General features: G+C 42.5%; 20 protein-coding genes, 1 other RNA gene and 3 pseudogenes. 16 read left to right on the top strand and 8 right to left on the bottom strand.

Features of this window, described 5'->3' with window-relative positions; translation table 11 throughout:
- The first annotated feature begins 101 nt into the window (after window positions 1–101).
- Window positions 102–560: an Lrp/AsnC family transcriptional regulator gene (locus QF117_RS16185; protein WP_017035232.1), complete on the top strand. Its 459-nt coding sequence runs from the start codon at window positions 102–104 to the stop codon at window positions 558–560.
- A 146-nt stretch (window positions 561–706) separates the two neighbouring features.
- Here QF117_RS16185 and tesB read toward each other — a convergent pair whose 3' ends face one another.
- A complete protein-coding gene (tesB, locus tag QF117_RS16180; RefSeq protein WP_282386808.1) occupies window positions 707–1,567 on the bottom strand; it encodes an acyl-CoA thioesterase II in 861 nt (286 codons plus the stop codon).
- A 159-nt stretch (window positions 1,568–1,726) separates the two neighbouring features.
- On the opposite strand from tesB, the gene QF117_RS16175 reads away from it, so the two are divergent.
- Window positions 1,727–2,158: a YbaY family lipoprotein gene (locus QF117_RS16175; RefSeq protein WP_282386807.1), complete on the top strand. Its 432-nt coding sequence runs from the start codon at window positions 1,727–1,729 to the stop codon at window positions 2,156–2,158.
- A gap of 165 nt (window positions 2,159–2,323) precedes the next feature.
- On the opposite strand, the gene QF117_RS16170 is transcribed toward QF117_RS16175, so the two are convergent.
- The gene (locus QF117_RS16170; protein ID WP_282386806.1) at window positions 2,324–2,626 is read right to left on the bottom strand and encodes an MGMT family protein; all 303 of its coding nucleotides are present in this window, start codon (window positions 2,624–2,626) and stop codon (window positions 2,324–2,326) included.
- A gap of 51 nt (window positions 2,627–2,677) precedes the next feature.
- Between QF117_RS16170 and QF117_RS16165 the strand changes: the two genes are divergently transcribed.
- The 3 genes from QF117_RS16165 to ffs all read left to right on the top strand — a co-directional run bounded on the left by QF117_RS16165 (window position 2,678) and on the right by ffs (window position 5,800).
- Window positions 2,678–3,418, top strand: coding sequence for a hypothetical protein (locus tag QF117_RS16165; protein WP_282386805.1), 741 nt, complete (start codon window positions 2,678–2,680; stop codon window positions 3,416–3,418).
- Window positions 3,419–3,506: 88 nt separating this feature from the next.
- Window positions 3,507–5,570 (top strand): GGDEF domain-containing protein, encoded by a 2,064-nt coding sequence (locus QF117_RS16160; protein WP_282386804.1) that lies wholly within the window; start codon window positions 3,507–3,509, stop codon window positions 5,568–5,570.
- A 133-nt stretch (window positions 5,571–5,703) separates the two neighbouring features.
- Window positions 5,704–5,800: signal recognition particle sRNA small type (ffs, locus tag QF117_RS16155), an RNA gene on the top strand.
- A 307-nt stretch (window positions 5,801–6,107) separates the two neighbouring features.
- Here the strand turns inward: ffs and QF117_RS16150 are convergent.
- Both QF117_RS16150 and QF117_RS16145 read right to left on the bottom strand, forming a co-directional pair.
- A pseudogene (locus QF117_RS16150) lies at window positions 6,108–6,348 on the bottom strand (ABC transporter ATP-binding protein); the annotation flags it as partial.
- Window positions 6,344–6,588, bottom strand: a pseudogene (locus tag QF117_RS16145) (siderophore ferric iron reductase); the annotation flags it as partial. The pseudogenes QF117_RS16150 and QF117_RS16145, both read right to left, overlap by 5 nt.
- Window positions 6,589–6,808: 220 nt before the next feature.
- Here QF117_RS16145 and QF117_RS16140 point away from each other — a divergent pair.
- From QF117_RS16140 to QF117_RS16120, 5 genes are all read left to right on the top strand, one after another.
- On the top strand, window positions 6,809–7,717 hold the full coding sequence (locus QF117_RS16140) for an AraC family transcriptional regulator (RefSeq protein WP_282386802.1): 909 nt from the start codon (window positions 6,809–6,811) through the stop codon (window positions 7,715–7,717).
- A 206-nt stretch (window positions 7,718–7,923) separates the two neighbouring features.
- Entirely contained in the window at window positions 7,924–10,047 is a 2,124-nt protein-coding gene (locus QF117_RS16135) for a TonB-dependent siderophore receptor (RefSeq protein WP_282386800.1), read from the top strand.
- A 924-nt stretch (window positions 10,048–10,971) separates the two neighbouring features.
- The gene (locus QF117_RS16130) at window positions 10,972–11,685 is read left to right on the top strand and encodes an AraC family transcriptional regulator (protein ID WP_103194986.1); all 714 of its coding nucleotides are present in this window, start codon (window positions 10,972–10,974) and stop codon (window positions 11,683–11,685) included.
- 102 nt (window positions 11,686–11,787) lie between these two features.
- Complete coding sequence (locus QF117_RS16125) at window positions 11,788–12,684, top strand: EamA family transporter (RefSeq protein ID WP_006071386.1); 897 nt, start codon at window positions 11,788–11,790, stop codon at window positions 12,682–12,684.
- A 705-nt stretch (window positions 12,685–13,389) separates the two neighbouring features.
- Complete coding sequence (locus QF117_RS16120; protein ID WP_282386798.1) at window positions 13,390–14,124, top strand: transporter substrate-binding domain-containing protein; 735 nt, start codon at window positions 13,390–13,392, stop codon at window positions 14,122–14,124.
- A gap of 192 nt (window positions 14,125–14,316) precedes the next feature.
- Here QF117_RS16120 and QF117_RS16115 read toward each other — a convergent pair whose 3' ends face one another.
- Window positions 14,317–15,105, bottom strand: a complete 789-nt coding sequence (locus QF117_RS16115) for a phytanoyl-CoA dioxygenase family protein (RefSeq protein WP_282386796.1) — start codon at window positions 15,103–15,105, stop codon at window positions 14,317–14,319.
- Between the two features lie 305 nt (window positions 15,106–15,410).
- Here QF117_RS16115 and QF117_RS16110 point away from each other — a divergent pair, with 305 nt between their 5' ends.
- Window positions 15,411–15,905, top strand: coding sequence for a YcxB family protein (locus tag QF117_RS16110; RefSeq protein ID WP_282386794.1), 495 nt, complete (start codon window positions 15,411–15,413; stop codon window positions 15,903–15,905).
- 380 nt (window positions 15,906–16,285) lie between these two features.
- On the opposite strand, the gene QF117_RS16105 is transcribed toward QF117_RS16110, so the two are convergent.
- Together QF117_RS16105 and QF117_RS16100 are read right to left on the bottom strand one after the other, a co-directional pair.
- Window positions 16,286–16,894, bottom strand: coding sequence for a DUF3299 domain-containing protein (locus QF117_RS16105; RefSeq protein ID WP_282386793.1), 609 nt, complete (start codon window positions 16,892–16,894; stop codon window positions 16,286–16,288).
- A gap of 94 nt (window positions 16,895–16,988) precedes the next feature.
- On the bottom strand, window positions 16,989–18,509 hold the full coding sequence (locus tag QF117_RS16100; protein WP_282386792.1) for a M20 family peptidase: 1,521 nt from the start codon (window positions 18,507–18,509) through the stop codon (window positions 16,989–16,991).
- A gap of 436 nt (window positions 18,510–18,945) precedes the next feature.
- On the opposite strand from QF117_RS16100, the gene QF117_RS16095 reads away from it, so the two are divergent.
- From QF117_RS16095 to QF117_RS16085, 3 genes are all read left to right on the top strand, one after another.
- Window positions 18,946–19,650: a response regulator gene (locus QF117_RS16095; protein ID WP_282386791.1), complete on the top strand. Its 705-nt coding sequence runs from the start codon at window positions 18,946–18,948 to the stop codon at window positions 19,648–19,650.
- Window positions 19,651–19,685: 35 nt separating this feature from the next.
- Window positions 19,686–21,005, top strand: coding sequence for an ATP-binding protein (locus QF117_RS16090; protein ID WP_282386790.1), 1,320 nt, complete (start codon window positions 19,686–19,688; stop codon window positions 21,003–21,005).
- A gap of 89 nt (window positions 21,006–21,094) precedes the next feature.
- A complete protein-coding gene (locus QF117_RS16085) occupies window positions 21,095–21,370 on the top strand; it encodes a hypothetical protein (protein WP_017035253.1) in 276 nt (91 codons plus the stop codon).
- 137 nt (window positions 21,371–21,507) lie between these two features.
- Here the strand turns inward: QF117_RS16085 and QF117_RS16080 are convergent.
- Window positions 21,508–21,695: pseudogene (locus QF117_RS16080) on the bottom strand (transporter substrate-binding domain-containing protein); the annotation flags it as partial.
- A gap of 455 nt (window positions 21,696–22,150) precedes the next feature.
- Between QF117_RS16080 and QF117_RS16075 the strand changes: the two are divergent.
- Window positions 22,151–24,094: an ATP-binding protein gene (locus tag QF117_RS16075; RefSeq protein WP_282389504.1), complete on the top strand. Its 1,944-nt coding sequence runs from the start codon at window positions 22,151–22,153 to the stop codon at window positions 24,092–24,094.
- Complete coding sequence (locus tag QF117_RS16070; RefSeq protein ID WP_282386787.1) at window positions 24,091–25,446, top strand: sigma-54 dependent transcriptional regulator; 1,356 nt, start codon at window positions 24,091–24,093, stop codon at window positions 25,444–25,446. Before QF117_RS16075 ends, QF117_RS16070 begins: the two co-directional genes overlap by 4 nt.
- Window positions 25,447–25,533: the final 87 nt, after the last annotated feature.

Raw genomic sequence — 25,533 nt, 5'->3', positions numbered from 1 at the left:
TGTCCATAATCTAACGATAATTCAAGAGAAAAACTTTGCTTATTTACCTGTATAAACCAATAATGGGAGAATTATTTTCTCCATTACTGGCTTGTATCGAAATGAAACTTGATGAAATAGATAAGCGACTGCTAAGGCTGTTACAAGCCGATGGAACGATATCGCTGAATGACTTAGCGGAATCGGTCAATTTAACTTCAACGCCATGCTGGAAGAGGCTTAAAAAACTGGAAGAAGCAGGAGTGATTGAAAAGCGAGTTGCCTTGCTAAACCCTGAACGACTCGGGCTGTCATTTACCGCCTTTGTTATGATCAAAACCAGCGATCACTCTCATGAATGGTATCGCCATTTTGTTGAGACCGCAGTTGAGTTTCCTGAAGTGATGGAGTTCTACCGGATGGCGGGTGAGTATGATTACATGCTCAAAGTTCTGGTTAAGGATATGAAGTGCTTCGACGAGTTTTATAAGCGTCTGGTGAACAGTGTCGATGGCCTTTCGGATGTGACGTCGACCTTTGCGATGGAGCCTCTTAAATACACCACAGCTTTACCAATATAAAGCAAAGCCATAGATGATTGGCATAAAGCCCGAGCTGATTGAAGCTAAGAAGCTAAGAAGCTAAGAAGCTAATAAGCTAATAAGTTAAGAAGCTAGAAGCTAGAAGCTAGAAGCTAAGGCTTTATGCGAAGTAGTGCGCGTCATGATTACTGAGTAAATCGCATGACGCCTTCTTGGACGGCACTGGCGACTAAGTGACCTTGGCGATTGTAGATTTCCCCACGAACTAACCCTCGAGTGTTACAGGCGGTTGGGCTATCAATAGCAAACAGCAGCCATTCATCCATTTTGAATGGGCGGTGGAACCAAATAGAGTGATCAATCGTTGCCACTTGGAACTTGGGTGTCATTAATGACACTTCATGAGGGTGAAGTGCGGTGACTAAAAATCCCCAGTCTGACGCGTAAGCCAACAAATATTGGTGGATGAGTTGACTGTCGGGCATATCGCCATTTGCTTTCATCCAAAGGTATTGCTTTGGCTCTTCTTTTTTCGGGTTTAGTGGGTTTACGATAGTCACAGGGCGCACTTCAATGGCTTTATCACCACAGAAAATCTTTTTAAGCTTTTCAGGCAAAAGGTGCTCTACTTGTGCCGCCAGTTCGGTTTCAGACACATAGTTTTCAGGGCCAAGAACCTCTGGCATGGTGTTTTGATGTTCAAAACCCGGTTCATCGCCATGGTAGGAAGCGGTCAGGTAAAAGATAGGGCGACCATTTTGGATGGCTTTCACTCGTCTTGTGCTAAAGCTTTTGCCATCACGCAGGTTTTCAACATCGTAAATAATCGGTTTTTCGGGATCGCCTGGGTAAAGAAAATAGCTATGAAATGAGTGCACGGTTCTGTCTGAAGGAACCGTATATCGTGAAGCTGAGAGTGCTTGTCCAATCACTTGCCCCCCATATACTTGAGGCAAACCAAGGTTTTCACTTTGACCTCTAAAAAGCCCTTCCTCTAGTTTTTCTAACTGAAGAAGACTTAACAGTTCTTTCAAGGCGTTACTCATTAATTTTTGACCTTATCTATTTTGTTTACTAAACATTAATCATAAGATGGTCGAAATTCTAACACAGTCAAAAAGTTGTCAGCATCTTATGTATCACCGTGACAGGTTATCAAACCGAGCATACAATTGCTTCGATTTTACTATTTTAAGAGAGATTTTATGAAAAAGGCACTACTGGTTATTATGTCGATAATATTCGGCGCTGCATTAGTGGGTTGTCAGTCTTCAGAGAAACAAGTGGATTCAAGCCATGTTGAATCTATCACGGGTACGGTCTCTTACCGTGAGCGTATTGCTCTTCCCGAGAACGCGCTGGTCACTGTTACGTTGCAAGATGTCTCATTAGCCGATGCGCCAGCGGTCGTTATTGCTAAGCACCGTTTTGAAACCAATGGTTCACAAGTGCCGTTCAATTTTGATTTGGCTTATGACAGCAATAAAATACAGCAGAGGCACACTTACAGTGTTAGTGCTCGTATCGAAGTGGATGGAAAATTACGCTTTATTACCGATACACGATATTCAGTGATTACGGACATGAACAGAACACAAAATGTTGATCTTCGACTCATTAGTGTTCGTGCAAATTAGGCGTAGGTGCAAATTAGGTATAGGTGCCAATTAATTGTACATTTAACGAAGTTTATCAATGGCATTGGCTGAAAGGCGCTGTTTTATTTGATGAAATAGCTGTCGCTTTAGTTGTTGCGATGACGGTATCAACAGTTGTCGCTATGATTGTAGCTATGATTGTCACTATGGTTGCCATTGATAAACGCTCATTTTAATCTTTCCGCCCTCACTGACCTCAATCCCTTCTCTTAATAACGTCTCTTTTTGTCTTTGTAACGCATCACCGGTTAATGAGATCTTCCCTTGGCTATTGACGACACGAAACCAGGGTAAGCGCGTATCTTTTGGTAAGTTTGAGAGGACTTTGCCTACTTGCCTTGCGTAACCAGGATAGCCAGCTAATTTCGCGACAACACCATAGCTTGTTACTTTCCCATGTGGAATTTGGTGAATTACTGCAAAGATTTGAACTGAAAACTGATCCATACTGGGTGGGTCCTAGAGTTGAAGTACCACGGATAGGTACAAGGAGAGCTCATGATATTCTCAACATTTCAGTTCTTAATTACAACACTCTTAGCGGCGATATGTGCACGCGCTTTGAGCTTAAGTGGTGGCGAAGTTCCTATTATTGCTTTTGTCATTCCCGCTTTATGGATACTCCCACAAGGAGGCGTCGCTGGGCTGGCTCTATTAGCTGCGATGACCAGTTACGCTCTCACTCTAGCAAGTCAGCCATTTTCTCTTTCAGTCAGTGTATGGATGCTGTTTCCGTTGCTCATGGTGATCTTTTCAAAGCGAAGCAGTTTGGCTGTTATTTTAACAACGTCTCTGATTGTGATTGCCCTTCAGGTTGGCATCATGCTTACCCAATCTTCAGGTAAGTTAGGCGGGAGTGCATTGTTAACCTTCGTTCAGTTGCTTTCTATTATTGTTATCTGGTGGTCTGCTACTCATTGGAAACGATCCGATAAGCACAGTTGGTGGGCGCTATTGTTTATTTTGCCGTTATGGCTTGCGGGGTTGTCTTACGCGATTCTGATTTCATTGAGTATTACTGGGATCATTGCCTCGTTTGAAAGCCTTGACCGATTCAAAGAGTTTAAGTGGAACAAACTGCTTTGCTGGTCACTGCCCGCAGTAGGCTTTGCTGCTTTGGTGGTGACGCCGAACGTTGATGTGCCTAAGCCCGTGTTTGTAGTTTGGATTTGTCTGTTAGGGACCGCCTGGATTACCGATTATATGCTGCGTAGCATAGAAGAGACGCAACAGCTGTAACCGTGTCTTAGATCAGATTATCAGGCAAAAGTGTTACCTCCTGGGTTGACGTTGTTGCATATATGTAATAAATAACTATGTTTTTTACATGCATAAAAATTATGGCGGAAAAATGAATAGGCAATATCGAAGTAGCGTCATGGTTTTTATACTGATTCATCTTATCTCTTTTGCCGTTCATGCAAGCCCTTCTGTGGGCGTAAAAAAATCTGACCGATTAACCGTTTCTACAGAGGCGGATGATATTGTCACACGAGTGTTGTTTGACAACATTGGCGATAAATTTGGATTAACAATTGACTACATCGATCAGCCCAATTTTGATGCAATTCTTAACTCTGTTGAAAGTGGCGAAAGTGATTTTGCAGCGAATGTGACTTACACCGAGTCGCGTTCGCAACGTTTCGATTTTTCTCAACCCACCAACATTGAATATACCTACCTATATAGCTACGAGCATCTAGAACTGTCTGAAATATCAACACTCGGTGTACCTGAAGGGACAATTTACTCCGATCTGATTTCCATTAATTACCCCTCAATCGAGCTGATTTTATATAACGGGCACGATCAAGCTTTTCAATTGCTTCATTCGGGTGACGTTGACGGTGTTATTGATGCGATTAATCAACTCAAACCTCTTTTACTTAAGGGGTTAAATGCACAATTACTCAATGACCACTTGTCGATTCAACCTGTCTCTATTATCACCCCTAAAGGTCGGCACAACGAATTGTTACCTAAGATTGTCGACTTTGTTCATTCAGCTCCTATTCAAAAGCAGCTAAGAGAATCGATAGAACGCTATCAGTTAGATATACGCACGCAAGCACTTCGACAATCGGTTATCGATAGTAATGTTAACCTTTCTCGCACACTGAAAGTGAAGCTTGAGAACCTAAACCCTTACGCTTTTTATACAAGTGATGGGAGTGTTCACGGCGTGAGTGCCGATTTAATGCGAAGCAGTTGTGAGTTGCTGATGGTGAAATGTGAAATCGTCAGTACGGAAAATGAAACCTGGGAAAGTATGTACAACGATCTCAGAGATAAGAAGATCGATTTACTCGCCCCAGTAGCCATCTCTGAGCAAAGAAAACCACTCATGTATTTCACCGATACGCACTATCAGTCAAAAGCTATTTTGATTAAGCGGGAAGGGTACAAAGACAATGTATATCGAAATGTAGCCGAACTGGTTATCGAAAGAATTGGGGTAATTAAGGATGGCTTTGTCCATGAACTATTTAGCCAATTATTACCGAATAAAGAGTTTGTCTTTTATGAGAGTACGGAAGATAAAATACAAGGGCTGCTCAACGGTGAGGTTGACTATATTACTATCAGTGTCAGCAACTTTAACCGGGAGTTAAAGAAAAGCGAGCACTTACTGCCACTAGTGAAAGATGCATTGATCGGCGACTTTTACACCGTCGATATTGGCTTTGCTTTTCCGAAAAATGAATTTGGTGCTCAGCTAGCACCGCTCTTTGATCAGGCGCTTAAAATTATAGATGTAAAACAAATACTGGCGAGATACGATTTGCAGCCCGATTGGCGTTCGACATTAGTGGCGGAAAAGCGCTTCGCACGGAGAACACAATGGCTGTTCACTCTAGTGATTGCCTTTATGTTGATTGTGAGTATGTATCTACATGTTCAGTCTAATACCGACAATCTCACTCGTTTAAAGAATCGACGCGCATTACACAGGAAATATCGAGCAGGTATTGGTGCTAACTTAACGCTGATTTACCTCGACATAAACAAATTTAAAGAGATCAATGACACCTATGGACACGAAATCGGGGATGACGTGTTAATGCAGGTGTCACATAAAATTCGTAAAGTGTGGCGAGGTGGTTGTTATCGAATCGGTGGAGATGAATTTATTTTGGTGGGCTCCATCAAACCTAGGCACCTTCCCGTTATAGTAAGCATGCTGAGTAAGGTCGACTACCACCATCTTAAGCAAGGCATTCGATTGGATATAGATATAGCGATTGGTGTGTCTTCTCCTCGAACTCGTTTTATGTCGTTAGAAAGCGTCATGGATCAAGCCGATAAAGCCATGTACAAAGACAAACATAGTGAACAGCGTCATAAAGAAGCGGCAAATCAAGATTATTCGTCGAATGTGCAGCGCATTTAGGCAAATTGGTCAAACTCTAAACACTTGGTTGCTGTGTGAGTAAAATTAGGGACATACGACTTGCAATAGAACGGTTGATGGCTGATAATCCTCAGCGCTCTTAGTTAATACTAAGATACAGAATCTATGGAGGCCCTGGTCCTCCCGCAACACTAACTTGTGAACTCGGTCAGATCCGGAAGGAAGCAGCCGCAGCAGGCGACGTGTGTGCCGGGATGTGGCTGGGGCTTCCACCCTTTAGAAAAACCGCTCTTCAGGAGCGGTTTTTTGCTATCTAACTAAATCTCGTCAAATCAAATAATTATTCCTTACGTATAGTCAAGAAAACTCATTGGTACTAAACATACGTTATCTAACCCAACGTTCTTCTTTTAGAAGATAAACCTGTAACTTGTTTTAACTCAAAATTTCAGATTATACAGCTTTAGAGTTTAAGCAATGAGTGCAGGAAATTCTGGTGGGGGGAAACGAAAGTCAAGAGGTCGCATCAGCGATGACTCATAAGTAATTAATACGACAAGACTCATCAAGCGGATTTTTCTCAAGTAGTTTCTCTGCGTTACCCCCGAATGCAATTTGTCCCTTTTTTAAAGCGATAATATGTGTAGCGTACCTAAGTGCTAAATTCAAATCATGCAAAATAACGATCACACCACCCCCTTTTTTTGTTGAGTTTAGAAAGTACGGACATAAGCTGGAATTGATGATGAACATCCAGTGCAGAGTTCGGTTTATCAAGGTTCAATATCGGAGACAGGTGAGCAAGCAACATCGAGATCCCATGTTCGGGTTAACCAATAGGCTTTGCCTGCTTTAGAGTGATTGTTGGCAAGACCATCGTAAACGCGTTTGATTTCTTTATGGCTCTTATCATTCGTCACTGCAATGCTGTTACTGCTCAGAGAACCATAACTTCCGCTTAAATAGGGGGAGGGGATTGTTTTGAGTAAGCGAAAATTTTCTGGTGTAGGGAAGGGGCGCTTCGACGAGTGACAATGTTGTTCAGCGGGGAAAGCATTTTAAACCATTAAACAAGAATAAGTTGCGTTATCATAGCGAGCCTTATCGAGGATAACCATACAATATGGAGCATCTACGTTGAGCTTTTTCCCGTTTGCCTCATTTATTAAATGCCCATGGCTTAGCCTTTTTTAAGTGATAAAAACCTTGTTAAATGATAAAAGTATTGGTGAATCTAATACATCCCCGCCAATTATAGAGAATATGAACGCTTGAATATGAACACTCCAGCATTTGATCGTATCAGCCGCGTTCTGGCGTATATTCATGCGAATCTGAGCTCTCCGCTATCGTTAGAAGATATTGCGAAACATAGTTGTTGGTCTCGTTGGCAACTGCAAAGAGTGTTTCAAGCAGAAACTGGGCTGACCGTAGCAAACTACGTGAGAGAGCTAAAATTAAGTCAAGCTGCAGAAGAGTTGCTTGATGGAAAAGAGCGGGTGATAGATGTCTCGCTCAGTCTCGGGTTCAACTCAGAAATTAGTTTCAGTCGTTCGTTTAAGCAGATGTTTGGGGTTAGCCCGAGCCAATATAGAAAAGCGGGCAAAAGAGTTGGGCTTAGAAAACCGATTCAGGTGTCTGAAATCAAGAGCGCTGCTGATAATGGTGCTCTCAGTTTTGTGAAAGTTCGTATTGATGAGAGAGAGTCATTCCTTGTTAAGGGCATGACATCAGAAATCAGCGGTTTGTTTTCACTGACACAAGACTTCGCACAAAAAGTTCCACAACTTTGGTCTCGTTTGGAACATGAAGTCACGATTCCAAACGATAACGTGCTTCAGCTTGTTGGTGTCGTGGACCTGACTCAGTCTTGCTTTGATGGCACGAATATTCATTATTGGGCTGGCGTTGAGTTACACGATGGAATTTCAATCCCTCAATTACCGAGCATTATCTCTGATAAATTAGAGGTGTTGACTATCCCTAAGCAAACCTACGCCGTGGTCAAACATAGTGGGCCTATTGAGAACCTGCGACATACCTTAAGCTGGTTTGTGCTTAATTGGCTTCCAAGCTCTGGTTACCGTGGGGTCGATGGCTACGAACTCGAAGTCTACCCATTTGGATACCAAGCGCATGCCTCTGATGCTGAAATGGAATATTGGGTTCCTATCATTAAATCATAGTCATATCTCCATCAATTTTCTTCCTATAAAGCCTCTCATTCAGTAAGGCCAATTGCGGCTTTAATCATCAATTGGCTCATTTTCATTCAAAATAGCCCCAGTTCTTTTGTAATTTGCACCAAATTGTTAATTATCCCGCTCATAGATACATACAATGCAAATGAGATTTATTATTATTTATATTCAGCATTGGTACCGAGGGAATCATGACCACTCACACTCGTTTTAAGTATTCATCATTGGCAGTTGCGTTGTTGACGGCGTTCTCAGCGCAAGCGTTGGCGGAAGAAACCGTTACAGCAGCAGATTCGAATGTAGAAACTGTTACTATTATGGGCAAAGCCTATCGTAATACAGCGACTAAATCGGCCCTCGAGCCAGAAGAGACGCCTCAAGGTATTACAGTAATTGATGGAGAACAGTTAGATCAACGAGGTGTTCAATCTTTGAACCAAGCCCTTCGTTATGCACCGGGTGTTGTAACTGAAAACCGAGGTGGCTCTGTAGCCATGTTTGATTCTTACTCTATACGCGGTTTCAAAACCAATAACGTTAACTATTACGATGGTTTATCACTTCAACAATTGAACGGGTGGAATTTACAGCCGCAGATTGATCCTATCGCCATGCAACAAGTTGAGATCTTCAAAGGACCGACTTCTGTACTTTATGGAGCGATGCCACCGGGCGGCATGGTCAACATGATCGCTAAGGCTCCGCAAACTGAACAATCAACGAAGGTTGGTGTCGCGACAGGTTCGCGAAACTTACAAGAAGCTTCGATTGATACCACTGGTCAGTTTGGTGACAGTGATTTCTCTTACCGTTTGATCGCACTTGCTCGTAAACAAGATAGCCAAGTTGATAACGCTGAAGAAGAACGTTACTTAATTGCCCCTTCTGTAGACTGGCGAGCAACAGACAGCACATTAATCAACTTCAACCTGTATTACCAAAACGATCCTTCAATGGGCATCAACTCTTCAATGCCATTAGATGTCCTGAAAGCAAGCGACCCATCTGTTTCTATGGGTGATAAGAACTGGAGCAAATTTGAACGTGAAGTGTTGATGGTTGGTTATAAGATTAACCACGACTTCAATAACAATTGGACATTCTTGCAAAATGCTCGTTATACCGATGCATCTCTTTACCAAGAGAACACTTACCATGTGAGCTACGATTCAAATACGCCGAATCAACTTAGTCGATACTTGTATTCAACAGATGAAAGCTTTAAAGGCTTTGTTATTGATAACCAATTGAGTGGTCTTATTCAAGCCGGTTCAATAGAACACAATGTGTTAGTTGGTATTGATTATCAAAATATGGATGGAGACGTAAATTACTCGTCTTATAGCGCTAACGTAAGTGGTTTCAATAGCTTCGACCCATTGAACCCTAACAATGATCTCCTCGATCGTAGTGACGTGACTAAAACGGGTGAATATCTTGATGACACCACATCAAGCCAGCTTGGTTTATACCTTCAGGACCAAGTTCGTTTAGATGCTCTTGTCCTAATTGCAGGTGCTCGTTTTGATCACTACAAGTCAGAAAGCGATTACTACGCACATGAGTCTGACCATAAGCAATTTACTTATCGTGTAGGTGGTTTATACGAACTTGATAATGGTCTATCTCCATTTGCGAGTTACGCGACCAGTTTCGAGCCAGCTCCTGGGGTTGATAAGAGTGGCAACGAATTTGATCCTGAAATGGCACAGCAAGCTGAGATTGGTGTGAAATACCTGTCTGGTGATATGTCGACAGAAGCAACGGTTTCGCTCTTCCATATTACTAAGCAAGACATGTTAATGACGGATCCTAGCAATGTTTATGGGCCAAGAATCCAAGTGGGTGAAGTGGTATCGCAAGGTGCTGAACTATCAGGCCGTTGGTTTGCTACTGAGAACTTTGATATTGCCGCAGCTTACACTTACGTCGATATGGAAATAACTGAAGACACGAGTAATGGCCTAGAGGGTACTACGCCAATCTATGTACCTGAACATACTGCGAACTTGTGGGCTAACTACAACGTATTTAACGGCATGCTAGCGGGTTCTCGATTCAGTGCTGGTGCTCGTTATGTTGGCGAAATGCAAATGGATGCGAGTAATACTCAAGGTAAAGTACCTGCGTACACAGTGGTTGACCTGTCTGTAGGTTATGACTTAGGTGCAGCGAGTGAGACTTTATCAGGCGCTACAGCTAACTTAGCCGTAAATAATATCTTCAATGAAGAATATTACGCCTGTTACGACCAATCGAACTGCTGGTTCGGTGCTGAGCAGTCTGTAGAACTCAGCGTGAACTATGAATTCTAACTAGGTTAGGGTTATCAATTTTAAAGCAGCCTTCACTGGGCTGCTTTTGTCGTTTGATGAAATGTAGAATTTAGACTAAGTAGGCAAATATATGAGCTTAAAATCTATAGCTTCCCATTTTTCTAAAGCGGAGAATTTGAATGCAAAGTAATGAGTGACCCCGTGTGTGCTCACTGTGCTGACTCATTTTTCTGTACAGTGAAGTTGCTTGGTGATAACAGAGTCAGAGTGTTCTGTTCTGGCTCGTCTTTGCCCCATTACGTGTTTCAGTCATTCAATAAGTCACTTTTTTGAAAGCAATTTGACTTAGTTTACCTCATCCGAATAGCCTATTAATTGAAGCTGTAAAAGTGAAGAGAAATTGATATATGGCATCTACCCTGTAAGAGGATAAATCCATGGTAATGTGCTTTAAAGTGGGCTACTTAAGGAATAGAGAATGCAGTTACGAGTACTGAGTTTTTGGGATGACTGGGTGGTTTGTAGATGGTTTCTAAGCTGTACACTTATCGGCTTCTTATCTCTTGCCCTAGTTTTGAGAGGGTTAGCTGAAAACGAAGTTAGCATGCTGATAATTGGCTCACTTGGATTCTTTATATCTTACGCTCCAAGCTACATTAGATTAACCCTGAAAAGGATAAACGCCTTAAAGTGGTATTACATCGTATCCTACTTATCTATCATAGCTTCTTCACTCTTTATTGATGGCTACTTTTACTTTTTCATCTCTATAGTTTGTTCATTCTTGACGGTCTACAAATTAGTTGTTTTAAATAATAGGAACCAATAAATACTTGTAGCCGAGCTTCTGCACGATTTCTGCCCCATTGTGAGCTAAGTGAACCATCTGCTTGACCTAATTTTTGTAATGAGTGAAAGTTGCTGGAAATACCTGTTATTGTCTTTTGCTAACTTGTTGTTGATATGAAAACTAGTTTAAGTATTCGCACTTACACAAAGCGCTTTAGTCGCCATGTTCACGATAGCTATCATCAACTGGTACTGCCTATTCAAGGTAATATTCATATTGATATGGATGGTTTCTTGGGTAAGGTGAGTGTCGGTGAATGCGTGGTGATCCCAAAAGGTGTAGCACATGGATTTAATGCTGATGAAGCAGCACGATTCATTGTAGCTGATCTTGATGAACTGCCTTCTCATTTGATCAGTGAGGAACTAGCTGTTTTTTCGATCTCTCCCCCTCTGTTGAGCTTTATTCACTTTGTTGAAAAGCAACTTGAATATCAGGTGGATAGTGCAATTGAAGCATCTATGGTAAGTATCTTCACCTTATTGCTGGGACAGCAAGAGCTGTCTCGAACTAACGATCCACGGATTCGAGCAGTGCAGGTGATGATCAGTGAACGGTTAGCCGAGCCTCTTACCATTCAGTCGCTTGCTAAGATTGCGTATCTTAGTCCAACTCAGTTCAAGAAGCTCTTCAAAGAAAACATAGGGGTGAGTGTACTCAAATACATCACTGAGCAACGTATGGAGAAGGCTAAGGCACTGCTAACCCATACTGACTTACCTGTGCAGTGGGTAGCAGAGCGAGTAGGATACAGCGACCTTTCAGCTTTTAGCCGACGCTTTTCCGTCCACTATGGAATGTCTCCAAGGGAGTTCGCGCGCTCTTGAGTTCGTCTATTTAAACAACTATTGCGTCCTTTTAGCAAAAACATGGTGTAATTAATCGCCTAAAATCTCTGCCTTGTTATGAGTTTTTCGGTAGATATAATTATGTTGTACAGTCGCTATACTTCCTATCAGCTTGGCATTTTCTCGATACTGTTTGCCTCAGTCTTATGGGGTACTACAGGTACGGTCGCTAGTTTAGCTCCAGATATTAGCTCTCTAGCAATAGGCGCTTTTTCAATGGGTGTTGGTGGGCTTTTTCAAGCCGCACTATCTCGCAAACAATTGCTAAATGATTTCAAAAAGATTCTGATTCACAAGAGAAAATTAGCGATTAGCGCAATCGCTTTGGCTGCCTATCCATTAGCATTTTATTCCTCGATGAGGCTGGCTGGTGTCGCAATTGGTACCGTGATTTCTATTGCCACAGCACCGTTTTTTGCGGCCATACTTGAGTGTCTATTTAGCAAAGGTAAAAGAATTACGAAAAAATGGTTGCTAAGCTTCTCTGTCGGAATTGCAGGCATCATGTTGTTGGTTTTCTCTGAGTCACCTGCAACCCATACAGTTAATAACTTGAGACTGATTGGCATCTTGTTGGGTTTTATTGCGGGTTTGTGTTATGCCGTCTATTCGTGGATTGCTAAGACACTGATTGAACAGGGTGTCCAATCCCAATCGGCTTTAGGCAGTATTTTTGGTTTTGGTTCGTTAATTTTGCTCCCAACACTTTTGGTTACTGGAGATAATCTTTTTGCATCAACAACCAATATTCTGGTAGTTGGCTATATGGCGTTGATTCCAATGGGGTTGGGTTATATTGCTTATGGATTTGGCCTAAGGTTTGTAACCGCCAGTAGTGCAAGTTTGATTACACTTTTTGAACCTGTTGTAGCAGCAGCTTTGGCAGTGGTGGTGGTTGGCGAGTCGATACCAATGCTTGGATGGAGTGGCATCGGTTTAATCCTAATTTGTTTGTTGATTCAAGTGAAAGGTAGATAGCCACCTACGAACCAACAGGTATAGATACTATCGTGTCTAGTTGTTTCCTATGTTAAGCAACTAGGCTGACTGCTAACAAAGCTGCTCGATTATGATATATAAAGTCACACTAGGAAATGGCCCCCTCCAAGCGATTTTCCAATACCTATAGTTATTCGTATATTACTAAATTAGCAACCTTGGTAACTCATTTATGTCCAATAATGAGTTACAAGGCTAGTTTTGGGGTTGTGATCACCAAGTGATTCTGTCGTATCGTAACTACCAGGAGCTGCTCGCAGCAAGTTATGGTCATTTCTAATGTTATGCAACTTTCTTACATCTAACTCTCGTCTTTTTGTTGAAGCATATAAAAAGGACATCTTATGGTATTATGTTTGGACGTGATATGCTTTTAGTGTGCTTGTAAGATATTGAAAATTAAATGGTTACTTGGGCGCTTTATGGTTTCATCGACATAAGAAAAACCGATCCTCATGAGCATTTTTTTGCTATCTAAATTGAGCAAAACAATACCTTACTCATATCAATGGCGTGACTTTAGCTTGGTACTCACCGATGGCACTAAATAACGGCGCTAAACATGCGCGATCTTACCCAAAAGCCTGTCATACATATTTTTAATAATTTTTCTCCTTAACTGGTATGCACTCAACCAAAACTGACTACTATTAATAGTATTGTGAACCAAAGTAGTGTTGAAGTATGTATCGATCATTTCTTCTTTTAGCGTGGTCTGCGGCTTTCTTTTCTGGCGCTGTGCAATCCCAGTATCGCATCATTACTGAAGATTTCCGGCCCTTTGCCTATCCAACTGAAAATGGAAAGGTAGATGGTATGGCTTTTGAAATTGTTGATTGGCTTTTAGATGATTTAAACATTGATTCTGACATTGAGGTATTACCTTGGAGTCGAGGCATCAGTTTAACCCGAACAAAAGAAAACCATGTCCTATTTTCGGTCGCACGTACGAAAGAAAGAGAGAAATGGTTTAAGTGGGTTGGGCCTTTTTACTCAGACAAAGTCTCTCTCTATCAACTTAACGAACAGCAGCTTAGTGATAAAGAAAATATTAAAGAAAACGGGCTTGTGGTGGTTTCTAAAGGTTATCCAGAAGAGCAAATTTTGCGAGATGAAGGGTACCAGAACATTGTTTTGTCAGATAACAGCGGGTTTGCACTTCAAATGCTCATAAAGCGCAGAGGTGACTATTTCCCTATTGGCCACGCTGCCTTGCCTTGTCTATTAGCCAAAAATAATTTAGAAGCAACAACGCTGCGCGCGACCGATGTCGTTTTACTGACTTCACATTTATATCTTGCTATGTCACCCAACACGAGCAATGAAGAAGTGGCGCGATGGCAGCGTGCTCTCGACAACATTAAACGCACTGAACGTTACCAAGAGATTATCGAGAATCACGCTCGACACTGCCAATAGTTATTGATATTTAAGCATGGTAAGAAGGTGGTTGGATTGAAATCGATTCGACAGATATCGAGCGGATCTTTCTTCTTGCTGTAGTGAATGGGCTTAGGGTAAATCTGATGGCATCTATTCCCCAGACATTGCTGTGGCTCTTGGCCGTTTTTTTAGAACGCACCGTCAACTTAAGAGCACACCATCAACTTATTAAGAACGCACTATCGACTTTAGGCGCAGCGTGTTCATGAATAGCCTTGGGTCAGCCATATTATTCAGCATTGATGGCGTAGGTAAGCAATCGTCATCGACGTAGTCGACATAATCAGCGGCCGAATCAAAAATCAAAATGTCTAAGGCCAAGCGGTCCAATCCATACCGTCCTCTGTGGATCATATCCGCTGAAAACACCAGCAAATCTCCCGCTGCTAATTTGATCTGTTTGGCGCCGGATATGCTATCACTGCTGACCTTGCCGTTCACTTCTTGGCGAACATTGTATTCTTCTTCGTTGTCCCATCGCTTGTGTGTTCCGGGGATGATTTCCATACCGGGTTCATCAAATAGGGGGACGCGAAGGTGTAGAACCTGTGTTTCTAGTATGACTTTCATTTGGTCTTCAATGTCATAGTCATATTGACAATCGCGATGCCAGAAGTCTTTTAGTGTCGGATTGACAGGGTTGAAGAACAGCTGAGTATTCATAAACGCTGGATTGTCTGGTATCACCGCATCGACCACATCCATGACTTTTTTTGAGCTGATGAAATCAAAGAGTGCCGCCCTATCGTCGACGGGTAAATATTCGCTTCCCGTAATCAAAGACGAATTAAACGCTTCTTCTAGATAGAATTCTTGGTTGTCTGCTTTCCATAATTCATGGAATTTTAATATCACTTGTCGAAGCGATGAAATTTGAGCGTCATTGAAATAATTTCTTATCACAAAGTAACCCTGTTCGTCGTAACGGTTACTCAATTGTTGGCTATGTTCTACCACTGATTACCTTCATACTCTCTGTAATGTTTACTGTTCACGGATTTCCTAGGCGCATGATGCCAGACGGGTGTTATTCAGCCAAGTAACGAATGAGGGAACGCCATGAGCACCATGACTGAGCGGAACATCAGTAGGGTTTGATGTCACCTGAGTATTCAAGGAGTTGGTCGTCTTATACTGGTATCATTGACTTACAAATGAGGCTTATAATAGTTAAAGGTAAACACCGAGAAGCGATACAATACGAGCGTTGCGAGTTCGCAGCATGGAATACTCATTCACACAAGACGTTAAAGTAGCCACCTATGTCCAAAGATTTCGAATTCACCACACAATACACCCTCGATAAGCCCTTTTTTGCAGAGTGTTATGATCAAACTAGCCTTCCGGTTCCATTTCCCAAAGCCTACCTAAAAGGAATGCTTTTTTTTCTTTTTGGTGCGGTTTTAGTCTTACTTGAACTATTACCCAATGATTACGTTGGCTGGTTCTTTATTGTTTTGAGTGTGATTGAGGCGCTCAGTATTTATTACAAAAGAGCCTGGTGGCTATGGCGACAAAAACTCAGTAGGAGCTCAGGCAGCAAAGTGGTATTTAAGCTTGGGTCTTGCGGCGTGAGTTATAAAAATGGCAAGAATACACGCAGTATCGCTTGGAGTGAGATTGATCAACTTCAACAAACCGATTTAGGATTTATCCTTCATATGGGTAAACAACGCCAATATGTTAGTAAATCTTGTTTAAGTGAAGAAGCGATCCTGTTCTTTATCGATCAGCACGTTGCATCAAAAGCGACCTAACGTCAATGTACGAAAAATTTAGGGGGATAAAACGAATACGTTTAGGTGCGTACGCAAAGAAATGATTGGTAAGTTTAACTTTAAATAATATTGATAAATCAGTGTATTAATCATCAAGGAATAAGCTTACCCATAGAACAACCCATAGCAGAGGAATTAGAGCGGGAACAACGGGTCAACATTTTGCCCGATAACCCTCGACGATAATCCAATGCAACCCGGCCCTGGCTGGCGACTGTACCCAAAAAGAAAAACGCTTTCGCCACAAGCCAAAGCATTCATCAATCATTTGGTTGAGAGTTTGAGAGTTTGAGAAGGTGGCCGGATACAATGAACTCGGTCGTCTACTGTAACTCACTAACCCCATTGGATCTCTCAGGTTAGTGATAAAGCTCAATATCCGACGCGTCAATGACGTACCCAGTTTGAATATCTTGGTTGCCATCAGAAAGTGCCACTGACGCATCAACCGCCCCTGTTTTAATGTCTCCTGTTACCCATACTGGTGTGTACAAACTTTGCAATTCATGGCCTTCGGGGAATTCGACTAGAATCGTTTGGTTTGCGGGTGGAGGAGGTGTATGAATGCAAGCCCCGGCGGTTGGCACCAAAATGAACTGCGTTCCTACTAAACCTTCCATTTCGAGCGGCACTAAAAACCCGGCCAGCTTCATGTCGTTAATACTAAGATTGGGTACAATATCGTTCGCTTGTTGTGTTCTTTGTTTAAGCAGTTCACTAACGTTTAAACCAAACTTTTCAGCCAATGCTACGCGTTGAATGTAGCCATTGTTTTCCAGTGGACTTAACTGACGAGTTTCTTGAACGGCTTCGTAAGCGTAAATCTCAGAAAGTAGGGCCTTATTCCCAGGAGAAAGAGTCTGATATTGATTTTGCAAAGGTCTTAATGACTCCCAAGATATCGTTTCAGCCGCTTGTGTGAACAAACTAAAACAGCAAGCCATAACCATTAATATTGTATTTTTCATTTTAATATTTTCTTAAAAGAATAAGGGCTAATGAACAAGTGGCTAAGAAAACCTTAGCCACCATCTTGTTTAATATCAGTCGGTAATATTCGAATTACAGATTTTCGAGGTTATCCATAAGTTGGTAGAAGAACCCAATAGAGCGGCCGTATTCTTCAACCAAGATACGTTCGTTTACACCGTGGAAGCCTTCGAACTCTTTGACGCTTTCTAATTGAATGGCCGTCATTGTGTATACATCAGGGGCAAAATCTCGCGCTTGGAAGTGCTTAGAGTCTGAACCACCAATAACAAAGAACGGTGAAACAATCAGATCATTACCCCAAGTTTGGCGAATCGTTTTCTCCAACATGGCATAACCTGGGCCGCTTGGATCCGCAACATTGGTGGCAGGGGTTGACGCTGAGATATCACGAATGGTCATTCTTTCATCACCGATCGCTTTCTTGACATGCTCAATGATCACCTCAGGCGTGTCACCTGGCATTGGTCTAAAGTTAACCACTGCGGTAGCGGCTGGTGGTAATACGTTGTCTTTAATACCCGCATTAAACATCGTCACCGCCGTTGTGGTATGCAGCATGGCACGTGTAACCTGATTTTTAGACATGACATCAATAAATTTTTTCTCTAAGTCTGTCACCGTGTCGTTTTCACCATAGGCGACGGCTTTGTACAGGGGTTGCTGCGCTTCAGGAAGCTCTGGGCCCATGTAACGGTATTGGTATCTCACCGCATCGTGAATTTTGTAAGGGAATTGCGCGGCTTCCACTTTCTCAACCGCTTTTGCTAACGCGACAATATTTGACTCTTCTCCCGGTTGTGAAGAGTGACCGCCAATACCATTGATGGCAATCTCTAGACTAACGAATCCTTTTTGAGCAATACCGATTAATGCCGTGTTTTCGCGGATGCCAGGGAATATACCAGGCACAAGTGGAGCGGATTCATCCATAACAAACGCAATTTTCTCATAGCGTTGTTCAATGATATCAGCGGCATGTTTGGCGCCTTCTGGACCGCCGACTTCTTCATCGTGGCCAAATACAAACAAAATGGTACGCTCAGGCTGGAAACCTTCTTTTAGTTTCATTTCGGTGGCTTCTAACAGTGCCTGAAGCTGGTTTTTATCATCTAAAGAGCCGCGGCCCCAGATATAACCGTCTTTAATCACACCGGAAAATGGTTCTTCTTTCCACTCATCACGAGACTCTTCTGCAATTGGTACCACATCTTGGTGTGCCATAAAGATGGCGGGAGCGAGTGATGGGTCTTTACCTTCCCAAGTGTAAATCAAGCTGAAAGGGCGTGGGTCACCAACTTCTTCTCGCTTGAGTGTTTTGTGCACTAATGGGTACGATTCTTCAAGAAATTGGTGGTAGTCACGAAAAGCCTGCTCATCAAAATCACTGCGGTCTTGATTAGAGATAGTTTGAAACTGAACCGCTTGCGATAAGCGTTGTGCAGCACCTTCTACATCAACTTGAATGTCGACTTTTTCGACACCTTGCATTTGCATCGAACTAAAGTCCTGTTCATCAGCCCATGCCGAAATACTAGCGGTCAATGCCAAAGCAGAAGCGATACTGGTAAAGAGTTTTGATGGTTTTGTCATGGTTTGAAGCCTTAATTAGATTGAAAATAAATCTGTGTTTTGGTTGATGTGGCAATTATTAAGCAATAAGACAGACTGAACCAATCTCTAGCGATGGACTTAATCCATCAGTATGCGTCGATAATACGATGTAGTGGATGAGTAAAATTAGGCATGGCTTTGTAGGGGGTAAAGGCTTTTACAGTAACTGAAATGATCCAAGCTCACTCATCAAACTTTACTACTGGTAGCAAAACACAAGGCGTGACGCCATCGGCTCCAGCCCCTATTAATCCAGGTATTGGATACGAGCAATAGAATGAGTCATCGTCATTTTAGAAAACGATCTTTGAATCTATAAGCGTTGATTGTAATCTAAAGAAAAACGAGTGCTTTTGGGCCTCATACCCGCATAAACCCATACACGAGTTCAACACGTTATAAGGCTGGTAATGGAATGACGAAAGCTAAAATGATCATCATTGAAGACGATTTGAAACTGCAGCAAATGCTGAAAGACTATTTTGTCACGCAAGATTTCGATGTCACCACGTTAGATAATGGCAATGACGCTGCACACACCATCCTCTCTCAACAACCTGATATCGTGCTATTGGATTTAATGCTTCCTGTAACCGATGGGCTGACAATCTGCCGACAGACGCGGGCTCTCTATAAAGGTAAGATCTTAATGCTAACCGCCAGCGATGATGATTTTGACCACGTTGCGGGGTTAGAAACTGGCGCTGATGACTATGTCACTAAGCCAATCAAACCTAGAGTTCTACTGGCAAGAGTACGCTCGCTATTGCGCCGTAAGGAGTCCAACAGCATGCTTGTCGACGACTCAGAATACCTGGAGTTTGATCAACTTGTACTGAAAAACACCTACAAAAAATGCGAGCTTGCAGGCAACATTTTAGCACTGACAGATAGTGAATTTGACCTCCTTTGGTTGTTAGCGAACCACCCCGATGCACCACTATCTCGGGATTACCTAACGCAAACACTGCGCGGTATTGAATACGATGGTATCGACCGAACCATCGATAACAAGATCGTGCGATTAAGAAAATTGCTCGGCGACGATAAAACCCCAGCCGAAAAAATCCAGACCATTCGCGGCAAAGGTTACCTGTTTGTTTCAACCGCGTGGCGCTAACACGTTCAAAATGAGCGTAATGACAGAGAGTAACGATGCGACGTATTTATTTGGAATCCTTGTTGGGCTTACTGGTTTGCTTCATGACAAGTATTGTCGCTTATGAGGTCTTCGTTTTTCAGCTCACGACAGATTATGATTATGTACTAGAAGACTATGAAGCCGTCGCTCATCAGCAGCTAATTGAAAATATTGCTAAACATCAAGGTATTGATGCTGCGCATCAGGCGATGAGACAGTTTGTTGATACGTCTAAGATGACATTGACTATTTTAGGACATAACGATGAAATCCCCACGGTGGTCACAGACTATTTCACCGCTCGTCCTGACAGTGCCATATTTCACGACGAGGAGCGTGAACTGTGGTTTCGTTTGGCAGAAAGCGACAATGTTTACCACTACGTGATCAATTACGACGCGCCAGTTAGACAAAAAGTGGAGCTAGAAGAAAATCTCATCTGGTTGTTCTTCCTAGTCAGTTTCCTCGTCTATGGGCTAGGGCATCTCCTTATCATTTTCCGAAGAGTCAAAAAACTTGAAGCCGCCACACTGCGCTTTGCAGAAGGGGATCTCTCTTCACGAGCAGAAACCTCGAGCAACCGTGCTATTGGTTCGCTCAACCGATCCTTTAACCTCATGGCCCACAGAATCAATCGTCTTATTGAAAGTAACCGATCACTCACTAATGCCGTCGCGCATGAATTGCGTACGCCGATCTTTCGCATTCAATGGCAAGCTGAAATGTTAAAAGACACACCGCTCACTAAAGATCAACAAATGACCGTTGATAGTATCGTTGAAGATACAGAAGAGATGGAAAAAATGGTCGATGAGCTTTTATATTATGCCAAGCTCGATAGTAGTCAGTTAGACGCGCTTCAAGAACCCGTGGAGATAAGAAGCTTCCTCGATATAGCCCTTATCCGATGGAACAAAGAAACCGATCTCAACATTCATTTATTGTTGCCCGATCAACCTAAATCAATACAGGCCGATGCCAAGTTACTTAACCGAGCACTTGATAACCTAGTACGTAACGCGTTTAAATATGCGCGGACTCAAGTGCTATTAGAGGCGACGGCGCATCACCATGAGCTGCGTATCAAGATTCACGATGATGGTGATGGTATTGCTGTAGAGCATCACTCTCACCTATTCGACCCTTTTTACGTGGGTGACAAAGCTCGTAACAAAGCCAAAAGTGGCCATGGGTTAGGGCTATCTATCGTCAAGAAAATCTGCGAACAACATGATGCCACTATTGAGGTTGGGCAAAGCAAAACACTCAAGGGTGCTCTGTTTACAATGACCTTCCCTCTTTGTCAGGATTCGGCTGACAAAGCCATACAGTAAAGACGAAACGACTCTGGAATACTACTCATCAACGGTCGAAAGATATGGCAAGGCGCGGTATCTAAACCTTATTGATTGAAAGGTATTTTATGAAAAAGTTATTGTGTATTTTAGGTGTTATGTCACTAGCAGGTTGTTCAGGGATTACTCATAATGATGAAGTTTATACCGCGCATGCTGAAAGCTTTAATATCGTAGGGTTGCAGATTCCAGGCAACACTCAAGACCGCGCAATGGACTTAGTTCCTGAAGGTGCGACTGTTGAAACCATTCGAGCGACTGATTCTGATACTGATTCTGCGTTGGGTATCATCAATCGCATCATCGGTATTGATTATGTTCAAGTTGGCGGTAAAAAGCAGTAAGTCATCAAAGTGTTTCTACGCCCGTAGACATTAATACAGAACCGCTTAAAACATTGTCGAAATCATTTCACTGCCTGTGAAAAATTCAACAACCGATGTTAGCAATTTAACATCGGTTTTTTTGTCTTCGAGATGAGGCACTTTACACCTAATTCTGTACACAGGGCGTTGGCAAAATCGACCTCAAACCCTTCCAATTTACCGTCTTGTGTTGTCCAACTAAACGGTGGGTAAGCCCCTTCAACAGTAAAGCGAATTTGTTTCCAATCTTTCGCGTAAGTAAACATAGAAAAACACTGACGAATGCCACGAATATCCACTTCATTTTTATTTCCTGATAGTAATGATGGACACATGAAATCAACTAGCTGTTAACATTTATCAATGTAAATACGTGTCATTTGAAGCTCATTCATCAATGTGAGACAGAAAAAGGTGAGATTGAAGTTATTGACGTTTGCCCCGATTCTCGTTGGATATACCAACAAATCGACTAGAAAGAGGGTGGTAATCATGACGATTGACTCTGCAAGACTGAAAATCTCTGTTAGGGAAACTTGAATGGAAAAGTAAAGTTTGAACCTGAGGGGATAATTGTAAGTAATTTGTATCTCAGATGTGATGAGTGCGATCAATGTAACAAAAGTGTATGTATTGAAATAAGAAAATGGATGAAACTACGCCATTGCTGTTCTTAAACTCGTTCGCTTAATACACAATAATAAAAGCATTGAGAGGATATTCTCTGTGATTAATGATGCTTATCAAGCCATAGACAAAATCAAGCCACGCATTACACGCATTCACGGCGCATTTGCACGCCCAGTATCGGCTAAGAAATGGTTTCGCTGGAAAGGGATAGAGTTGCGCCTCGTATTAGCGCTCGCGATACTGTCGATGACCACGATTTTTCTTTCTGTTTTTTCATCATCGACGTTTAATGAATTGAATCAGCAGCTTATAACACTCAAAAAAAGTGAGATTCCAGCCCTAGATCATGCGTCTCGCCTTAATGATATGGTGAGGGTGATCATCACCACCTCCTCTCAACTCAGCGAGGCGGATTCGAGTTTAGAACGTAAACATGCGATGCAAGAAATACAAGATGCTATTCTCGTGATGGATAGTATTATGCTGAACTTCCCAGATTATCACGCCTATTTTAAAGATCTTATCGCCCAAGTTAACAACAGTCTTAGCCTGCTCTATCAAAGTGAACTCGAATCAAACGCGCTGAACAGAGAGCTATGGGGTTTGCTCGAGGGCTTTTATCCTTTATTGCAGCAAGCAAGTGATTCGCTTGACCGTTTGCCAGCCAAAAGTAAACAGAAGATCCAGTACATTCAGCTGAGATCACTGCTTTATTACCAACTTGGCTTAGTTGAGAAATTGTATAACGACGCCAGTTTCAATGAATTGGATTACACTAGCAATCGTCTTGAGCAAATTGGTGAACAGTGGTGGACACTGTGGGTGAGTGGTGATTTAAGAAGTGAATTTCCAGAACTCGATCGCCAGTTAGCGATTATTTACAACCTGGCTTCGAGCACTAGCCGTTTGTATGCGCTTAAAAACAAAGCGTTAGATCATCGTTATCAAGAGCAATATTTCCTTCAAAATAGTCGTGAACATCTTAACCAGTTGACCGTCCAGATTGAACGCAATACGAACAAGGTCAATGGCAATATTGACCAGTCTATCCAACAGGCACAGCAGTCACTTCAATCAAATCAACGGCTCTCACTATTTCTTTCTTTATTTAGTGTGCTCGCGGCGGCGGCTATTTCATGGTTTTATGTTCGTAAGAGTATTTTAGAACGTTTATTGCAGCTGCAAGATAACATGTTCGCGATCTCGACAGGTCATCTGGATACTGAAGTGTCGATACGCGGAAAAGATGAAGTTACTCAGATGGCGAAGTACCTAAAGGTTTTCCAAACAACCGCCAAAGCAGTTAAACAAACCAATCGTAAGTTAGAAGCCGAAGTAGAAGAGCGAACCATCGCTGAAGCTAAATTGCGAGTGACACAAGACGAATTGATCCAAGCGGGTAAGCTGGCGGCGTTAGGTCAACTCAGTGTCGGTATTACTCATGAGATTAATCAGCCGCTGACAGCCGTCAATAGCCACGTTCGCAGTGCTCAGTTATGGTTAGAGAGAGAACGGTCAGATAAGGCCGTAGCCAATTTGCATAAAATTGAACGGTTGCTCGAAAAAATTGCGGCGATTACCAGCCATTTAAAAGCGTTCGCGCGCAAAAGCGATGGAAAAATAGAAAATGTGGCGTTGTCGAGTGTCATTGAGGATGCAATAGAGCTGTTTGAAACTCGACAAAATACCTTGTCGATTGATTACCAGAAACAAACAGAACTTAACGTTCGAGCGAATCGCATTCGACTAGAGCAAGTATTAGTGAACCTCATCAGTAATGCGTTAGATGCCGTGGAGCACTGTGATCACCCTCGCCTTGAAATATCAGTTAAAGCGTTCTCAACGACGGTTGAAATTTCAGTGAGTGATAATGGGCTAGGTATCCCCACAGACGAACTGCCTTTTTTGTTTGACCCCTTTTATACCCGCAAAACCACAAACAAAGGGCTTGGGCTAGGTTTGTCTATTGCATACAACATAATCAAAGATTTTGGCGGTTCGATTCGTGTTGAATCGATTGAGTACCAAGGTTCAGAATTTATCGTCACCCTTCCAAAAGGCACGCACTTATGACTCCCCAAAAACACATAGTCCTCATTGATGATGAAATAGACGTAATCGAAGCCATGAGTGAAATGCTGGAGCTTGAAGGCTTTAGCGTGACACCGTTCACGGACCCAAATGTCGGCCTCAAATCACTGAATGCGAATTGCCAATCGGTGGTGTTGTGTGACGTACGAATGCCAAAAGTGGATGGATTAACGTTATTGAGTTCCATTCAAAACCGCGCACCGAATGTTCCAGTGCTGCTAATGAGTGGGCATGGCGATATTCCGATGGCGATAGAAGCGATGAAATCAGGGGCATTTGATTTTTTAGAAAAACCATTGAACCCAGGGGAGCTTGTCGAAAAGCTCGATCTGGCATTGATTCAAAGCCAGCAAAATCGACCGAAAACGCGCGATGATGGTGAAGTGGTCGAATGGCCAATTGAATCGGTTGTGATTGGTCAATCAAAAGAAATAGATAACATTCGCAAGCAAGTGTTGGCCTTGTCTCGTACCGGAGTTGATACCATTATAAATGGTGAAACAGGAACAGGGAAAGAAGTCATTGCGCGGGCTTTACACCAGTTCAGTCGCCGTAAATCTAAGCCATTTGTGGCGATTAACTGTGGGGGTATGACGGAAAGCATTATTGAAAGCGAGCTGTTCGGTCATGAAGCGGGTTCGTTTACCAGCGCGAACAAGAAACGAATCGGAAAAATTGAACAAGCCAATGGTGGGACACTGTTTCTTGATGAAATAGAAAGCATGCCAATGGCGGTACAAATCAAATTACTGCGTGTGATACAAGAGCGCATGATTGAGCGTGTGGGTGGGAATGAACTGATTTCCGTCGATATCGTCGTTGTCGCTGCGAGCAAAACGGATTTAGCGAGCTTAAGTGAATCCGGTGGTTTTCGTTCAGATCTCTTCTATCGCCTTAATATTGCGAGCTTAAACTTACCAGCACTTCGCCATAGAAAAGAAGATATTCAGGTACTCTTTCGACACTTTGTGATTCAAGCCAGTCAAAAGTACAAAACACGTCCGTCGACGATTTATCCCGAACAAATTCAGCAGTTATGTCGGCACGAATGGCCGGGGAATGTTCGCGAATTAAGGAACGTGGCTGAGCGATTTGTTTTAGGCATTGTGGGGGATGGTTTTGATTTGCAGTCACCCATTTGCGAAGCGTCGGGGGAAGATTTTGCGTTTGAAAAGCAGATGGAACATTACGAAAGAAACGTCTTGATGGAAGCGTTAATTGAAACCTCAGGCAATATTAACGAAGTGTCTAGCAAGTTGAATCTGCCCCGTAAAACCCTTTACCGGAAAATGAAAAAGCATCAACTTGATAAAGACAGTTTTAAAACGTCATAGCCTATTTTTTCTAAGATTGTTTTCCAATGATTGTTTTCCAATATTGTTTTCTAAGATTCCTTAATGACGGGTCATCTCAATGAGGGC

The sequence above is a fragment of the Vibrio sp. YMD68 genome, assembly GCF_029958905.1.
Taxonomy (GTDB): domain Bacteria; phylum Pseudomonadota; class Gammaproteobacteria; order Enterobacterales; family Vibrionaceae; genus Vibrio.
Note: the sequence above shows the minus strand (reverse complement) of the source record. Positions and strands in the feature narration are given on the sequence as shown.

Bases quoted from the DNA above. Each gene is read 5' to 3' on its own strand.
- QF117_RS16185 (WP_017035232.1), top strand. From the start codon at position 102: ATGAAACTTGATGAAATAGATAAGCGACTGCTAAGGCTGTTACAAGCC.
- tesB (WP_282386808.1), bottom strand. From the start codon at position 1,567: ATGAGTAACGCCTTGAAAGAACTGTTAAGTCTTCTTCAGTTAGAAAAA.
- QF117_RS16175 (WP_282386807.1), top strand. From the start codon at position 1,727: ATGAAAAAGGCACTACTGGTTATTATGTCGATAATATTCGGCGCTGCA.
- QF117_RS16170 (WP_282386806.1), bottom strand. From the start codon at position 2,626: ATGGATCAGTTTTCAGTTCAAATCTTTGCAGTAATTCACCAAATTCCA.
- QF117_RS16165 (WP_282386805.1), top strand. From the start codon at position 2,678: ATGATATTCTCAACATTTCAGTTCTTAATTACAACACTCTTAGCGGCG.
- QF117_RS16160 (WP_282386804.1), top strand. From the start codon at position 3,507: ATGCATAAAAATTATGGCGGAAAAATGAATAGGCAATATCGAAGTAGC.
- QF117_RS16140 (WP_282386802.1), top strand. From the start codon at position 6,809: ATGAACACTCCAGCATTTGATCGTATCAGCCGCGTTCTGGCGTATATT.
- QF117_RS16135 (WP_282386800.1), top strand. From the start codon at position 7,924: ATGACCACTCACACTCGTTTTAAGTATTCATCATTGGCAGTTGCGTTG.
- QF117_RS16130 (WP_103194986.1), top strand. From the start codon at position 10,972: ATGAAAACTAGTTTAAGTATTCGCACTTACACAAAGCGCTTTAGTCGC.
- QF117_RS16125 (WP_006071386.1), top strand. From the start codon at position 11,788: ATGTTGTACAGTCGCTATACTTCCTATCAGCTTGGCATTTTCTCGATA.
- QF117_RS16120 (WP_282386798.1), top strand. From the start codon at position 13,390: ATGTATCGATCATTTCTTCTTTTAGCGTGGTCTGCGGCTTTCTTTTCT.
- QF117_RS16110 (WP_282386794.1), top strand. From the start codon at position 15,411: ATGTCCAAAGATTTCGAATTCACCACACAATACACCCTCGATAAGCCC.
- QF117_RS16105 (WP_282386793.1), bottom strand. From the start codon at position 16,894: ATGAAAAATACAATATTAATGGTTATGGCTTGCTGTTTTAGTTTGTTC.
- QF117_RS16100 (WP_282386792.1), bottom strand. From the start codon at position 18,509: ATGACAAAACCATCAAAACTCTTTACCAGTATCGCTTCTGCTTTGGCA.
- QF117_RS16095 (WP_282386791.1), top strand. From the start codon at position 18,946: ATGACGAAAGCTAAAATGATCATCATTGAAGACGATTTGAAACTGCAG.
- QF117_RS16090 (WP_282386790.1), top strand. From the start codon at position 19,686: ATGCGACGTATTTATTTGGAATCCTTGTTGGGCTTACTGGTTTGCTTC.
- QF117_RS16085 (WP_017035253.1), top strand. From the start codon at position 21,095: ATGAAAAAGTTATTGTGTATTTTAGGTGTTATGTCACTAGCAGGTTGT.
- QF117_RS16070 (WP_282386787.1), top strand. From the start codon at position 24,091: ATGACTCCCCAAAAACACATAGTCCTCATTGATGATGAAATAGACGTA.